The sequence below is a fragment of the Acidovorax sp. 210-6 genome (assembly GCF_010020825.1).
Classification (GTDB): domain Bacteria; phylum Pseudomonadota; class Gammaproteobacteria; order Burkholderiales; family Burkholderiaceae_C; genus Simplicispira; species Simplicispira sedimenti.
In genome coordinates this window covers 1,190,020-1,204,503 of the sequence record NZ_JAACJE010000001.1, presented here as the reverse complement: position 1 = coordinate 1,204,503, position 14,484 = coordinate 1,190,020, and the positions used below count along the sequence as shown (strand labels likewise).

The 14,484-nt window shown below is 67.7% G+C and carries 12 protein-coding genes; 1 reads left to right on the top strand and 11 read right to left on the bottom strand.

Translation table 11 applies throughout. The annotated features are described in order from the left end of the window. Positions 1-150 precede the first annotated feature (150 nt). The 6 genes from GWK50_RS05615 to ahpC all read right to left on the bottom strand — a co-directional run bounded on the left by GWK50_RS05615 (position 151) and on the right by ahpC (position 8,346). Positions 151-1,293, bottom strand: coding sequence for an ABC transporter permease (locus GWK50_RS05615; RefSeq protein ID WP_162015695.1), 1,143 nt, complete (start codon positions 1,291-1,293; stop codon positions 151-153). A 2-nt stretch (positions 1,294-1,295) separates the two neighbouring features. Further along, positions 1,296-4,061 carry a ribosome-associated ATPase/putative transporter RbbA gene (rbbA, locus tag GWK50_RS05610; RefSeq protein WP_162015694.1) on the bottom strand — a complete coding sequence of 922 codons (2,766 nt, stop codon included), beginning with the start codon at positions 4,059-4,061 and terminating at the stop codon, positions 1,296-1,298. Beyond that, positions 4,058-5,128 carry an HlyD family efflux transporter periplasmic adaptor subunit gene (locus GWK50_RS05605; RefSeq protein WP_162015693.1) on the bottom strand — a complete coding sequence of 357 codons (1,071 nt, stop codon included), beginning with the start codon at positions 5,126-5,128 and terminating at the stop codon, positions 4,058-4,060. The genes rbbA and GWK50_RS05605 overlap by 4 nt, the downstream gene beginning before the upstream one ends. A gap of 147 nt (positions 5,129-5,275) precedes the next feature. Then, the gene (locus tag GWK50_RS05600) at positions 5,276-6,025 is read right to left on the bottom strand and encodes a TetR/AcrR family transcriptional regulator (RefSeq protein WP_162015692.1); all 750 of its coding nucleotides are present in this window, start codon (positions 6,023-6,025) and stop codon (positions 5,276-5,278) included. A 91-nt stretch (positions 6,026-6,116) separates the two neighbouring features. Next, the gene (gene ahpF, locus GWK50_RS05595; protein WP_162015691.1) at positions 6,117-7,685 is read right to left on the bottom strand and encodes an alkyl hydroperoxide reductase subunit F; all 1,569 of its coding nucleotides are present in this window, start codon (positions 7,683-7,685) and stop codon (positions 6,117-6,119) included. Positions 7,686-7,782: 97 nt separating this feature from the next. Continuing rightward, positions 7,783-8,346, bottom strand: a complete 564-nt coding sequence (ahpC, locus tag GWK50_RS05590) for an alkyl hydroperoxide reductase subunit C (RefSeq protein WP_162015690.1) — start codon at positions 8,344-8,346, stop codon at positions 7,783-7,785. 215 nt (positions 8,347-8,561) lie between these two features. Here ahpC and bfr point away from each other — a divergent pair, with 215 nt between their 5' ends. Continuing rightward, positions 8,562-9,032, top strand: a complete 471-nt coding sequence (bfr, locus tag GWK50_RS05585) for a bacterioferritin (RefSeq protein WP_162015689.1) — start codon at positions 8,562-8,564, stop codon at positions 9,030-9,032. Between the two features lie 167 nt (positions 9,033-9,199). Here bfr and GWK50_RS05580 read toward each other — a convergent pair whose 3' ends face one another. From GWK50_RS05580 to GWK50_RS05560, 5 genes are read right to left on the bottom strand one after another with little or no spacing between them, the layout of a single operon-like run. Continuing rightward, on the bottom strand, positions 9,200-10,684 hold the full coding sequence (locus GWK50_RS05580; RefSeq protein WP_242455298.1) for an efflux transporter outer membrane subunit: 1,485 nt from the start codon (positions 10,682-10,684) through the stop codon (positions 9,200-9,202). 32 nt (positions 10,685-10,716) lie between these two features. Next, a complete protein-coding gene (locus GWK50_RS05575; RefSeq protein WP_162015687.1) occupies positions 10,717-11,439 on the bottom strand; it encodes an ABC transporter ATP-binding protein in 723 nt (240 codons plus the stop codon). Between the two features lies 1 nt (position 11,440). Then, positions 11,441-12,646 carry an ABC transporter permease gene (locus tag GWK50_RS05570; RefSeq protein WP_162015686.1) on the bottom strand — a complete coding sequence of 402 codons (1,206 nt, stop codon included), beginning with the start codon at positions 12,644-12,646 and terminating at the stop codon, positions 11,441-11,443. After that, positions 12,643-13,791, bottom strand: a complete 1,149-nt coding sequence (locus tag GWK50_RS05565; protein ID WP_162015685.1) for an efflux RND transporter periplasmic adaptor subunit — start codon at positions 13,789-13,791, stop codon at positions 12,643-12,645. The genes GWK50_RS05570 and GWK50_RS05565 overlap by 4 nt, the downstream gene beginning before the upstream one ends. Beyond that, on the bottom strand, positions 13,788-14,399 hold the full coding sequence (locus GWK50_RS05560) for a TetR/AcrR family transcriptional regulator (protein ID WP_162015684.1): 612 nt from the start codon (positions 14,397-14,399) through the stop codon (positions 13,788-13,790). Before GWK50_RS05560 ends, GWK50_RS05565 begins: the two co-directional genes overlap by 4 nt. Positions 14,400-14,484 lie beyond the last annotated feature (85 nt).

The following is a 14,484-nucleotide window of genomic DNA, read 5'->3' as shown; positions in this document are numbered from 1 at the left end:
TGCAGTTGCGCAGGCCTGGAGCGCACAACCCTGGGCGCCACAGGGGTTGCCGGGGGCGGTTGTGAAGCGTCCACACACATTCAAATGCTATTACTTTTATAGCAACATGCGCTTGATCCATAAGCGCCAAAGGCCAATTTGGCCAAAAACTCACGCCATCTGCGCAATCGCCCGCCGAAAGCGCCGCAGCGACAGGGCAAACAGCACGCTGCCGATGAGCGCCAGCGCCAGCAGCGAGGGCCAGACCACGGCCAGGCCTGCGCCGCGGTAGAGGATGGCCTGGCTCAGTTCGGTGAAGTGGGTGGTGGGAGCCAGGGACATGGCCCATTGCACCCAGGTGGGCATGCTCTCGCGCGGGGTCATGCCACCCGAGAGCATTTCCAGCGGCATCATCACCAGCATGACCAGCAGGCCGAACTGCGGCATGTTGCGCGCCAGGGTGGCCATGAAGATGCCCATGGACGTGGTGGCAAACAGGTGCAGCGCGGCGCCGCCAAAGAACAGCCAGAGCGAGCCGTCCACCGGCACCCGCAGCGCGCCCAGGATGATGCCGCGCATGGACAGCACTGCCGCCAACAGCACCACCAGGCCCATGGCACCGACCTTGGCGAGCATGATTTCGGTGGGTGTGACGGGCATGACCAGCAGGTGCTCGACGGTGCCGTGCTCGCGCTCGCGGATGAGCGCGGCGCCGGTCAGGATGATGGACACCATGGTGATCTGGCCCACCAGCTCCATGAGCGAGCCGAACCACACGTTGGACAGCGTGGGGTTGAAGCGCATGCGCGGCACCAGCTCCACCGGCGGGGCCTGCACGGCGCGGTGGCGTTGGGCGAACTCGGCCACCTCGCCCGCCACGATCTGCTGCACCAGGCCGCTGCCCGCGAAGGCCTGGCTCATGCGCGTGGCGTCCACATTGAGCTGCAGCGTGGGCTGGCGCCCGGCCAGCACGTCGCGCTGCAGGCCTGGCGGGATGACCAGCACCAGGGTGTAGTGCCCGGCGTCGAGCAGCGCATCCACCTCGGCGTGGGTGATGCGCACGGGCGGCAAAAAGGCCGGGGGGTAGAAGGCGCCGGTGATGCGCGCCGAGAGCGCGGAGTCGTCCTCGTCCACGATGGCGATGGGGGTCTGGCTGAGCGTTTCGGGCATGGCCGTGCCCGAGGTGTACACCGCCACCGTAAAGGTGTAGAGGATGAGGAACAGCATGACCGGGTCGCGCCACAGGCTCCACAGCTCCTTGACGCCCAGGCGCCGGATGTTGGCCAGATGCATGCGCAGGCGGTACGGCCACATGGCTAACGCTCCTGTTTGCGCAGCAGCGCAATGGCCAGGCCCAGGATGACCACGGGCGCCAGCAGCAGCGGCCCGAACGAGGCGCCGAGGTCGGCAAAGCCCAGCGCCTTGTTGAACACGCCGCGGCTGATGGTGAACATGTGGCTGGCGGGGTAGATTTCGCCAATCCAGCGCCCTGCCCCTTCGAGCGAGGACACGGGGTTGATGAGCCCGCCGAACTGGATGGCCGGCAGCATGGTGCCGATCATGGTGAAGAACATGGCCGCAAGCTGGCTGCGCACCAGGGCCGAGGCCATGAGCCCCAGGCCCGTGGCACTGAGCGAGAACAGCACCATGGCCACCGTGAGCGCGGCCAGGCTGCCGGTGAGCGGCACGTCGAACACGGTGACGGCCAGCAGCACCATCATGGCGAAGTTGAGCAGCGACAACAGCAGGTAGGGCAACTGCTTGCCCAGCATGAACTCGGTGCGCGTGGTGGGCGTGACGTAGAAGTTGATGATGGAGCCCAGCTCCTTCTCGCGCACCACGGCCAGCGCCGTGAGCATGGCCGGCAGCATGAGCAGCAGCATAGGGATGACGGCGGGCACCATGGCCGGCAGGCTCTTGATGTCGGGGTTGTAGCGAAAGCGCGTTTCCACGTTGACCAGGCCTGCGGGCGCGGCGCCGGTGGCCTCGGTGATCTTCTGCACCAGCCAGTACTGGTGCATGCCCTGCACGTAGCCCGCCACGGTTTCGGCGCGCTGGGGCATGGCGCCGTCGATGAAGGCACCGATCTCGGCTCGCTCGCCGCGCTGCACGCTGCGCGCAAAGCCGGGCGGGATTTCCAGCGCCAGCGTGATGTCGCCGCTGCGCAGGCGCCGGTCCATGTCGGCGTCGTCGCGCAGCGGGGGCTGTTCCTGAAAGTAGCGCGAGCCTGCCAGTTGCAGCGCGTAGTCGCGGCTCAGGCTGGTCTGGTCGTGGTCGAGCACGGCAAAGCGCAGGTCTTCCACGTCCATGCTGATGCCGTAGCCCATCACAAACATCAGCAGCAGCGAGCCCAGCAGCGCCAGCGCGCCGCGCACGGAATCGCGCTGCAGCTCCAGCGCCTCGCGCCAGGCGTAGCTGTACAGGCGCCGCAGGCTGCGGCGCCAGCGGCCATCGCGCGGGGGCCTTGGTACAGGCGCAGGGGTGTCGGCACCGGGCTCGGCGGCGGACTGCGCGGGCGTGGCCGATGCCGCCGCGCCACCAGCCTGCACCAGGCAGTCGATGAAGGCCTGCTCCAGCGTGGCCGCGCCGTGGGCCTGCACGATGGCCTGCGGTGTGTCGCTGGCCAGCACCTTGCCCGCGTGCATGAGCGAGATGCGGTCGCAGCGCTCGGCCTCGTTCATGAAGTGGGTGGAGATGAAGATGGTCACTCCGTCGCGGCGCGAGAGCTCGATCATCAGGCGCCAGAAGCTGTCGCGCGCGATCGGGTCCACGCCCGAGGTGGGCTCGTCCAGGATCAGCAGCTCGGGCTGGTGCACCATGGCCACAGCCAGCGACAGGCGCTGGCGCATGCCCAGCGGCAGCTTGTCGGGCAGCGCGTCCATCCCGTCCTGCAGGCCAAAGCGCTGCGCCATGTGCGCCACGCGCTCGGGCACCTGGGCCTCGGGCACGTGGAACAGGCGTGCGTGCAGCACCAGGTTCTGGCGCACGCTCAGCTCGGTGTAGAGCGAGAAGCCTTGCGACATGTAGCCCACGCGTTTGCGCGTGTCCATATCGCGCGGGTCCACGGCGTGGCCGAACAGCAGCGCCTGGCCTGCGCTGGCGGGCAGCAGGCCGGTGAGCATTTTCATGGTGGTGGTCTTGCCGCAGCCGTTGGAGCCGAGGAAGCCAAAGATCTCACCGCGCCGGATGCGCAGGCTCACGCTATCGACGGCGGTGAAGTCGCCAAAGCGCATGGTCAGGCCGTGCGCCTCGATCGCCACGGCGTGCTCGGCACCGTCGGGCAGCGGCTGGTGCTGCACGGGCTGGTGGCCGCGGCGCCGCTCCTCGGGCAGCAGGGCGATGAAGGCGGCCTCCAGGTCCTGGGCCCCGGTGCGCTGCAGCAACGCGGCAGGCGTGCCTTCGGCCAGCACGCGCCCGCCGTCCATGGCCACCAGCCAGTCAAAGCGCTGGGCTTCGTCCATGTAGGCGGTGGCCACCACCACGCTCATGCCGGGGCGTTGGCTGCGTATGTGGGCGATCAGCTCCCAGAACTGGGCGCGCGCCAGCGGGTCCACGCCGGTGGTGGGCTCGTCGAGGATGAGCAGGTCGGGGTCGTGGATGAGCGCGCAGCACAGGCCGAGCTTTTGCTTCATGCCGCCCGAGAGCTTGCCTGCAGGCCGCGCCAGGAAAGGGTGCAGCCCGGTGGCGCGGGTGAGCGCATCGATGCGCGTGCGCCGCTCGGCCGCGCCGTGGCCGAACAGGCGGGCAAAGAACTGCAGGTTTTCTTCGACCGAGAGCGTGGGGTACAGGTTCTTGCCCAGGCCCTGGGGCATGTAGGCAATGCGCGGGCACACGTTCTTGCGATGCGCGGCACGCGCCATGTCGCCGTCCAGCACCTGCACGCTGCCCACCTGCACGGCGCGCGCGCCGGACAGCAGCGCCAGCAGGCTGGACTTGCCCACGCCGTCGGGCCCGATCACGCCCACCATGCACCCGGCGGGCAGGTCGAGGCCGATACCCTCCAACGCGCTGACCGCGCCATAGCGCAGGCCCACGCCGCGCAGTTGGGCGACGTGTCTGGCGGGCGGCGGCTGTGTGCTCACGGCTGGCGCGGCAGGGCCAGGCGTTCAGGCCAGGGGGCCTGCGGGTCGATGCGCACCCAGGCCACGCCGGGCAGGCCGGTCTTGACCTGCTCGATATGGCGCAGCAACAGCTCGCGGTCGATCTGCGCGCGCACGCGGAACATGAGCTTCTGGCGTTCGCTGGCGGTTTCCACCGTCTTGGGGGTGAATTGCGCGGTGCTGGCCACGAAGGACACGCGCGCCGGGATGACGTACTGCGGCGCAGCGTCGAGCACGATGCGCACCTCGCTGCCCAGCGCCACACGACCCGCCACGGTTTCGGGCAGGAAGAAGGTCATGTACACGTCGGCCAGGTCGATGAGCTGCAGCACACGCCCACCGGCCGCCACGATTTCGCCGGGGTGGGCAATGAGGAACTGCACGCGCCCATCGCGCGGGGCCTTGAGCTCGCTGTCGGCCAGCTCCACAGCAATGCGCTGCAGCGTGGCTTCCATGGCCTGCACGTTGGCCTGCGCGGCAGGCACCTGGGTGCGCGCTGCGGCCACGCCCGCCTCGGCGGCACGGGCCTGGGCGCGGGCGGCGGCCAGCGCGGCCTCCAGGTTGCGCAGCTTGGCGTGTTCGTCCTCCAGCACCTGGTCGGACAAAAAGCCGTCGCGCGCCAGTTGCTCGGTGCGCGGCAGGCGGCGGCGGGCGGATTGCAGGTCGGTTTCGCGCTGCACCACCTGCGCCAGCGCGGCCTGGTGGTTGCCCTGGGCCTGCGCCACCTGTACCTGGGCGGTGGCCACGGCCTGGTGGGCCTGCTGCAGACGGGCGCGGGCCTCGTCGTGCTGGGCCTGCAGGCCTTCGACCTGCAGGCGCGCCAGCACCTGCCCGGCCTGCACGAAGTCGCCCTCGCGCACGCGCACCTCCTGCAGGCGCCCGGCCAGCTTGCCCGCCACGGCGATTTCAGTGGCCTCGATGCGGCCATTGCCGCTGACCAGACCCTCGGGCGGGCCATTGGAGCGCCAGGGCGCCCAGAGCGTCAGCAACAGCGCGGCACCGGCCACCACGGCGGCGGTGCTGGCCCAGTTTTTCCATTGGATGGCCATGGAGCGGGAATCCCTTCGACTTGGAGGCACGGGTATCCGCCCATTGTGCCCGCCCCACGGCACCGCTCCATGACATCGGGCGCCAGCCACCACCCAGGCGCCAGCACCAAGGGGGCAGCGACCAGGGATTAGCTATGAATTCAATAGCTACTTGCGCTTTGCTGGTGGGCGCTTGTTGGTATTTTTTCCACTATTTGGCGCCCCTGCCGGAAGGGATGCCCAGCGCGTGGCAACGCCCGCCAGCAGGACGTCCAGCAGGATGTCCAGGTGCGCATCCAGCGCCAGGCGCTGGAACCAGGGGTCTTTGTCGGTGCTCAGGCGCAGGGCGACCGTTCCATGCACGCCCTCCCAGATGATTTGCGCGGCAGTCTGGATTTCCTGCGCCGACAGATCGCGGCCCTGTTCGCTGGCCAAGGCCTGCACCAGGCCGCAGAGCAAGGCGTAGGCGTCTTCGGACAGGTTGCCGTATTCGATGCCGGAGTTTTCAATGGTGGTCAACGGCCGCTGCTCCATGAACAGCAGCCGGTACTGCAACGGGTGCTCCAGCGCGTGGCTGGCATAGGCGTGCGACACACGGCGCAGCCGTTCAGCCGCCGTGCCCGAGGTGCCCGCTGCATCGAGCAGGCGGCGCGAGAGCTGCACAAAGTCGCGCTCCAGCGCATGCGAGATGAGCGCGGCCTTGTCGGGAAACAAGGAATAGACCATGGTGGTCGATGCACCGATCGCATCGGCCACGGAGCGCATGGTCACCGCCTGCACGCCGCCCTTGCGGATGAGCGTGCGCACGGCCGACAGCATGGCGCTGCGGCGGCGCTGCAGTTCACGGTCGCGCAACTGGGTGTGGCGCGGAGGGGGCGTGGCGGCCCCGTCCTGGGGCTTGGGTGTACGGACGGTCAAAGGGGCGTCTCCGGTAGGGCGTGTCTGGGCACGCTCACCGGGTAAGCATACAGCGTCCAACGCCCCGCGGCCCCCCGTGGCTCCCCCAGGTTCAGGCCGGTGCCGTGCTGCGGATCAGGTGGTCGAAGGCGCTCAGCGCGGCCGTGGCGCCCGCCCCCGCGGCAATGATGATCTGCTTGTAAGGCACCGTGGTGCAGTCGCCGGCGGCAAACACGCCGGGCACGCTGGTGTGGCCCTTGGCGTCCACCACGATCTCGCCGAACTTCGACAGCTCCACCGTGCCCTTGAGCCAGTCGGTGTTGGGCAGCAGGCCGATCTGCACAAAGATGCCTTCAAGCGCGATCTGCTTCACCTCGCCGCCCACGCGGTCCTTGTAGGTGATGCCGGTGACCTTGTGGCCGTCGCCGTTGACCTCGGTGGTCTGGGCGTTGAGGATGACGTCCACGTTGGGCAGGCTCTTGAGCTTGCGCTGCAGCACGGCGTCGGCCTTCAGTTCAGGGGCGAATTCAAGCACCGTCACATGCGCCACCACGCCCGCCAGGTCGATGGCGGCCTCGATGCCCGAGTTGCCGCCGCCGATCACCGCCACGCGCTTGCCCTTGAACAGCGGGCCGTCGCAGTGTGGGCAGTAGGTCACGCCCTTGGTGCGGTACTGCTCCTCGCCGGGCACGTTCATGTTGCGCCAGCGCGCGCCGGTGGACAGGATCACGGTCTTGCCGCGCAGCGTGGCGCCGCTTTCCAGCTCGACCTCGATCAGGCCGCCCTCGGTGGTGGCAGGCTTCAACGCCTTGGCGCGCTGCAGGTTCATGATGTCCACCTCGTAGTCGCGCACATGGCGCTCCAGCGCGGCGGCGAACTGCGGGCCTTCGGTCTTGCTGATGGAGATGTAGTTCTCGATGTCCACGGTGTCGAGCACCTGGCCGCCGAAGCGCTCGGCCGCCACGCCGGTGCGGATGCCCTTGCGCGCCGCGTACACGGCGGCAGCGGCGCCCGCGGGGCCACCGCCGACGATGAGCACGTCGAACGCGTCCTTGGCGTTGAGCTTGGCGGCGTCCTTAGCGGCGGCGCCCTTGTCGATCTTGCCGACGATCTCGGCCAGCTCCATGCGGCCCTGGGCAAAGCGCTCGCCGTTGAGGAACACGGTGGGCACGCCCATGATTTCGCGCGCCTCGATCTCGCCCTGGAACAGGCCGCCGTCGATGGCGGTGTGGGTGATGCGCGGGTTGAGCGCGCTCATGAGGTTGAGCGCCTGCACCACGTCGGGGCAGTTGTGGCAGCTCAGGGAGTAATAGGTCTCGAAGTGGAAGTCGCCGTCCAGCGCGCGGATCTGCTCCAGCAGGTCGGCCGCCTCCTTGGAGGGGTGGCCGCCCACATGCAGCAGCGCCAGCACGAGGGAGGTGAATTCATGGCCCAGGGGCACGCCGGCGAAGCGCACGCCGCTGTCCGTGCCGGGGTTGGTGATGAGGAACGAGGGCTTGCGCACGTCCAGGTCGTTCTTTTCGACCACGGTGATCTTGTCCGACTGGGCGCGGATGTCGTCCAGCAGCTCGCGCAGCTCGTTCGACGTGGCGCTGTCGTCCAGCGTGGCGACCAGTTCCACGGGGCGCTGCAGGCGCTCCAGGTAGGCTTTCAACTGGGCTTTGAGGTTGTCGTCGAGCATGGCAAAACTCCTGAAATTTCGATTTATGGGCGTAAAAAAGCCCGGGCGCCAGGCACCCGGGCGTCGTGGTCAGTGCGACTGACGGGGTGGCGATGCCTTAGATCTTGCCGACCAGGTCGAGCGAGGGGGCGATGGTCTTTGCGCCTTCGTTCCACTTGGCGGGGCAGACTTCGCCAGGATGCGCTGCCGTGTACTGGGCTGCCTTGAGCTTGCGCAGGGTTTCCTTCACATCACGGGCGATTTCGTTGGAATGCACTTCCATGGTCTTGATCACGCCATCGGGATTGATGATGAAGGTGCCGCGCAGTGCCAGGCCTTCTTCAGCGATATGCACGTCAAAGGCGTTGGTCAGCTGGTGCGTGGGGTCGCCCACCAGGGGGAATTGGGCCTTGCCCACGGCGGGGGAGGTTTCGTGCCACACCTTGTGCGAGAAGTGGGTGTCGGTCGTGACGATGTACACCTCGGTGCCAGCCTTCTGGAACTCGGCGTAGTGTTCGGCGGCGTCTTCCACTTCGGTGGGGCAGTTGAAGGTGAAGGCGGCGGGCATGAAGATCACCACGGACCACTTGCCCTTGAAGGACTGTTCCGTCACCTCGATGAACTTGCCGTTGTGGAAAGCCTGGGTCTTGAAGGGCTGGACTTGGGTGTTGATCAGGGACATGGTTGCTTCCTTTGTAGAGAGGTTAGAACTGAACACAGGACGAAGTATGGCGCTACAGGCTGCATTTGACCAATCGATTGATTCGATTGTTTTGATGGTTTTTAACTATTTACAGCGACTCCGTGCGATCGATTGCCGCGCCCTACATGCAGCCCACGCAAAAATGGCATACGCTGCGTGTTTTTCAAGCCCCCTCAGCACCACAGGAGCCCACCATGAAAGGCGACCCCCAAGTCATTGCCCACCTGCAGGCCCAGCTCAAGAACGAGCTGACCGCCATCAACCAGTACTTCATGCACTACCGCATCTTGGAGCACTGGGGTTTTGGCAAGCTGGCCAAGAAGGAGCATGACGAATCCATCGGCGAAATGAAGCACGCCGACTGGCTGATGACCCGCATCCTGCAGCTCGACGGCCTGCCCAACCTGCAGGACCTGGGCAAGCTGCAGATCGGCGAAGACGTGCCCGAGATTCTGGCCTGCGACCTGCGTGCCGAACAAGGCGCCCAGGCCACCGTCAAGGCGGGCATGGCGCACTGCGAGGCAGTGCAGGACTATGTCTCGCGCGACCTGCTGCAGCGCATCCTGAACGACACCGAAGCCCACATCGACTACCTGGAAACCCAGATCGACCTGATCGGCCGCGTGGGCGTGCAGAACTATCTGCAATCGCAAATGGGTGAGTGATCGCCATCCACTCACCCCCATCAACCCATGGGTTGCGGTCCAGTCCTCTGCGGCCTGAAGGCGCTGAGATCACCGGGCCGGGCGCCGGTGTACGCAAATAAGCCCGGCCACCGCAACCCGTCCGCAAATGGCGACTTGGCGCGGGGCGTGGCGAAAGGCTGTCATCGTCATTCCTGTGGGTGCCGAAGGGGGACTTGCGGGTTCTGCCCAAGCACGGTTTCACCTGCCAACGCAGCCCCCAGCGCCACGGTATCCAACAAACGCTGCGCCTGAGCAGCGGCCAGGTTGTTGCGCGCCTGAAGAAGCAGCTGGTCTGCCACAAGCAACTGCACGGGGCTGGCGACACCGGCCCTGTGCTGGCTGACAGCCACGCGGTGTTGCTCCTGGGCGGCCTGGGCGCTGCGCGCCAGGGCCGCCAGGGTCTGCGCATCCTGCTCCACGGCGCTGAGCGCGTCGGCCACGTTGCGCAGCGCCTCAAGCACCACGCGCTGATAGCTGGCGGTGGCGGCCTCCAGCGCGGCCTGCGCTGCGCGCCGCTCTGCAGGCAGGCTGGCATTGAACAGGGGCTGGCTGATCTGACCCAGCACGCTCCAGACCGCTGCGCCGCCACCGAACAGGGCGGTCGTCGTCAGAGCCTGGCTGCCCAGGCTGGCGCTCAGGGTGAACTGGGGGTATTGCCGCGCGATGGCAACGCCCAGATCGCCATGTGCGGCCCGCAGCGCCGCTTCGGCCGCCTGGATGTCGGGCCGGCGGCGTGCCCACTCGGAAGGCACGGTGACCGGCAGGCGCTCAGGCAAGCGGAAGTCTTCCAGTGTGAAGACCGGCACACCCTGCCCCGGGGGGCGTCCGGCCAGCACCGCCAGCAGGTGCTCGGTCTGCTGCAATTGCTTGCGCAGGGGGGGCAGCGCGGCGCGGGTCTGCTCTGCCTGGGCCGTGAGGACGCTCACTTCGTCGGGGGCCGCATGGCCCAGGCGCGTACGCACCTGGGCAAGATCGACCAGGGATTGCTGGGTGCGCAGGATCGCCGACAGCGATTCGATCTGGGCCGCCAGCCGGGCGCGTGTGATGGCGGCAGTGGCCAGGTTGGCCGCCAGGGCGTGGCGCGCCGCTGCCAGCTCATGTTGCCGCACATCGGCGCGTGCTGCCGCTGCGCGCAGGCTGCTGTCGATGCCACCACCCATATCGAAGCGGTAGCGCACGCCCACGCTGGCACCATACAGGCTGAACTCGCGCGTATCGCCTGCCAGACCCTGGGCGCTGGGGCTGATCTGCTGGCGCTGCGCGCCCAGGCCCAGATCCAACTGGGGCAGTTGCGTGGCGCCAGCCTGGGCAGCGTACAACTCGCGCGACTGGGCCAGCACGGCCTGGGCTGCGGCCAGTGTGGGGCTGGCGTTCAGGGCCTCGTCCACCAGTGCATCGAGTGCGCCGCAACCCAGTGACCTCCACCATGCGCCCTCCACGGCGTCCTCCACCCATTGCTGCGCCAGGCCATGCAGACCTGGGGCGGATGCGGTGGGAACGGCCAGCGGACTGACGGTGTAGCCCGCCACAGAGGGAAGCGGCGGGGCCTCGTAGGGCGGCGCCGATGCGCAACCGACCAGCGCCAGCGCGGCTGTCAGTGCCCCCAGGGCAGAACGGAGGGGTTGTTGCATGGGCCTAAATCCTTGTGGATGCGCAGGGATCGTCATGCGGCTTCGATGCTGCGGCCTTCGCCCGCTTCTTCGTGCGTGACGCCGTCACGGATGTGGTAAATCCGCCGGAAGGTAGGGATGATTTTTTCGTCGTGTGTGACCACGATGACGGCCGTCTGGTAGCGCTGCGCCATGTCGTTGAGGATGCGCACCACGGCCATCGCGCGCTCGCTGTCCAGCGGTGCCGTGGGCTCGTCGGCCAGGATCACCGGCGGGTGGTTGACCAGGCCACGCGCAATGGCCACGCGCTGCTGCTCGCCCCCCGAAAGCTGCGAGGGCATGGCCTTGGCACGGTGCTGCACGTCCAGCGCCTTGAGCAGTTCCAGCGCGCGCGAGCGCGCCTGGGCGTTGGGCATGCCCGCCAGCATGGGCAGCAGCGCGACGTTGTCGGTCACGTCCAGAAAAGGGATCAGGTACGGTGCCTGGAAGACAAAGCCGATGCGGTCGCGCCGCAGGGCCCGCAGGTCGTCCACCTTCCAGCCCTCGTCGTAGATGACCTCCTGGCCAAGCGTCATGCGCCCGGCGGTGGGGTCGATCACGGCGCCCAGGCATTTGAGCAGTGTGCTCTTGCCCGAGCCCGAAGGGCCGATGAGGCCCACCACTTCGCCCGGAGCGACCTGCATGTTCACGCCCTTGAGCGCATCCACCGCCGTGTCCCCGCTGCCGTAGCGCTTGCGCAGGCCTTCGATGCGGATGCCGTTGCCGTTGCCGTTCATGTCATCCTCCAATGGCCTCGGCCGGGTCCACGCGCAAGGCCATGCGGATGGCGATCACGCTGGCGAGCGCGCAAATCACCAGCACGATGGCCAGCCCGGCCAGCGAATCCTGCGGCACCAGCAACACGTATTTGGGAAACAGTGGCGCGGCAAAGGTGGCCGTGATCTTGCCCACCGCAAACCCGATGAGCCCCAGCGCCAGGGCCTGCTGAAGAATCATGGAGGCAATGGTGCGGTTGCGCGTGCCGATGAGCTTGAGCACCGCGATCTCGCGGATCTTGTCCATGGTCAGGGTGTAGATGATGAAGGCCACGATGGCCGCACTGACCGCCGCCAGGATGACCAAAAACATGCCGATCTGCTTGGCCGAGGTGGCGATGAGCTTGCCGATCAGGATGCCTTCCATCTCGGCGCGGGTATAGACCGTCAGGCGCTTCCAGCGGCGCACGGCATCGGCCACCTCATCGGCATGGGCGCCGGGAAGCAAGCGAACGAGTACGGCGTTCACGGTGTTGCTGCTTGTCTGCGATGCCTGGATGGCCGACAACAGACCCGGCACGCCCGGCCGGTTGAATGCCGGGTTGGCAGCAGTGCGCTGGCGGTTCTGCACGATGGCGTCGTTGTCCTTGAGGAACTGGGCTTCCTGCGCATCCTTCAGGGGGATGAACACCATGGGGTCGCCGCTGGAGGAGACCATGCGGCGCGTCAGGCCGACAACGGTGTAGCTGTTGCGGCGAATGCGCAGCGTGTCGCCCAGCCGAAAGCCCGTGGCCACATCGGCCATGGCCTCGTAATGGCCACGCGTGACGCGTCGCCCTGCCACCAGCGCCGGTGGCCAGCCCGGCGAGCCCCAGGCATCGCCCGGCACAATGCCCACCACCATCGCGCGCACGTCCCGTCCCCCCTGGCGCACCTGCATGGTGAGGTAGGTCACATTGGCTGCCTCGGCCACCCCAGGCATGGCACGCAGGGCGCGCTCGGTGTCGTCCGGAATGCTCGACGGCTCGGCATAGGGGCCCAGCGTGTCACGCTGCACCACCCAGAGATCGGCGCCGCTGTTGTCCAGCAAGGCCTTGCCATCGTCCACCATGCCACGGTACACGCCTGCCATCACCAAGGTCACGCCCAGCAACAGGCCCAGGCCCAGGCCGGTGAAAACGAACTTGCCCCAGGCGTGGGCAATGTCGCGCCCCGCCAGGCTGATCACGAGGACACTCCAGGGATGCGCTCGACCACATGGATGCGCGAACGTGCGGTCAGCGCCTTTTCGCTGTAGAGCACGATGGAGTCCCCGGGCGCAAGCCCCTTGAGCACCTGCACCCGCCCCTCCAGATCCGAACGCCCCAGCACCACCGGCACAAAGTCCAGGCGGTCACCCTGGGCCACCCATACGCCGATCTGCGTGCCCTGGCGCTGCACGGCGGCATTGGGAACGACAGGCCCCTGCGCCAGTTCGGGCAGATCCACCGTCACCTCGGCGCGTTCGCCAATGGGCGGCAGGGGCTGCGGCACCGTGGAAAAAACCACCTTGGCCAGCAGCTCCTCGGTCACCGCGTCGGCACGCGGCTCCAGGCGCAGCACCTGCCCAGCCAAGGTCTGCGCCCGGCGCGAGCGCAACGCCACCTGCGCGGGCTGCTGCGCCGCCAGGCCTGCGGCACTGACCTGGTCAAAGCGCGTGTTGACCCAGAGCGATGTCGGATCGACCACCTCGACGACCATCTGTCCGGCCACGAGGGTGGTGCCGGGCTCGGCGTCGCGCGCGGTAACCAGGCCGTCCACCGGCGACACCAGGCGCAGACTGGCGCGCTGCGTGCGCAGTGCCTGCAGATCGGACTGGGCGCGGGCCTGGTCTTCGCGTGCCGCCGCCAGTGCCGCACTGGCCAACTGCAAGTCCTGGCGGCGTGCGGCCAACAATTCCTCGCTGGTGGCCTTTTCGGCAAAAAGTTGCTCGTAGCGCCGGGCCTGCTGCTGGGCAAAGGCATGGCGCGCCGTGGTGTCGGCCACGGCGGCGGCGCGCTGCACCTGCGCCTGCTGCGAGCGCAGGCGGTCATCGCTGTCCACGGGGTCCATTTCGCCGAGCACCTGACCGGCCTTGACGGTATCGCCCACCTGCACCGACAGGCGCAGCAGGCGCCCCGGCGCCACCGGCCCCAGGCGGTACAGCTGGCGCGCCTCGACCGTGCCCACGCCAAACAGGGACGGGCGCAACGCCTTCGACTCCACCTGCACCACCGTGACGGCCACAGGCGCCAGGGGCCCGGAACGCAGGGCCACATAGCCCAGAACGAAGGCCAGCGGCACCAGCACGGCCAGGATGGACAAAGCGCGACGGCTCAGCGGGAGCTTGCTCATGGTGTACCTCGGGAAATGCCACGCAGATAGGTGGCGAACACTCCGGGCGCGTTGCGCTGGATGGCCTGCACATCCCCCGCAAACAAGGCCTGGATGACGAGGCCCTGGATGGAGCCGACAAACAGGGTGGCGGCAGCCTCGATGTCCACGTGCGCATCCAGCTCGCCGCTGTCCCGACCGCGCTCCAGCAAGGTGCGCAGGCGCTCGGCATATTCGCGCAGCAGTGCGGCCACCAAGCGCTTGGGCGTGGTCGAACCGGCCCGCTGCAGTTCCCCGAACAACAGGCGCGGTACGCCCGGATGCTCGCTCACGAACGCGGTGTGCGCCATGAACATGGCCTGCAAGGCGCTGCCGGCGCTCGGCGCCCCCAGCACCACGGCGTCTATGCGGGACATGAGCCGCTGGGCCACCCACTGCACCACCGACTCCAGAATGGCGTCCTTGGTGGGAAAGTGCTTGAACAGTGCCCCCTGGGTCACCCCCATGTGCTGCGCAATCGTGGTGGTCGTGATCTCACCGGGCGCGTGGTTGGCCGCCAGTTCAATCACCGCCTCGACGGTGGCGGCACGCCTATCGTCCGCCGAAAGGTATTTGCTGCGTGTGCTCATTGCGAAAGTGAGTAACTTATTACTATCTTATGGAACACGTTTTACCCTGTCAACGCCAAATCCGGTGACCCTATGCCCAGGGTGG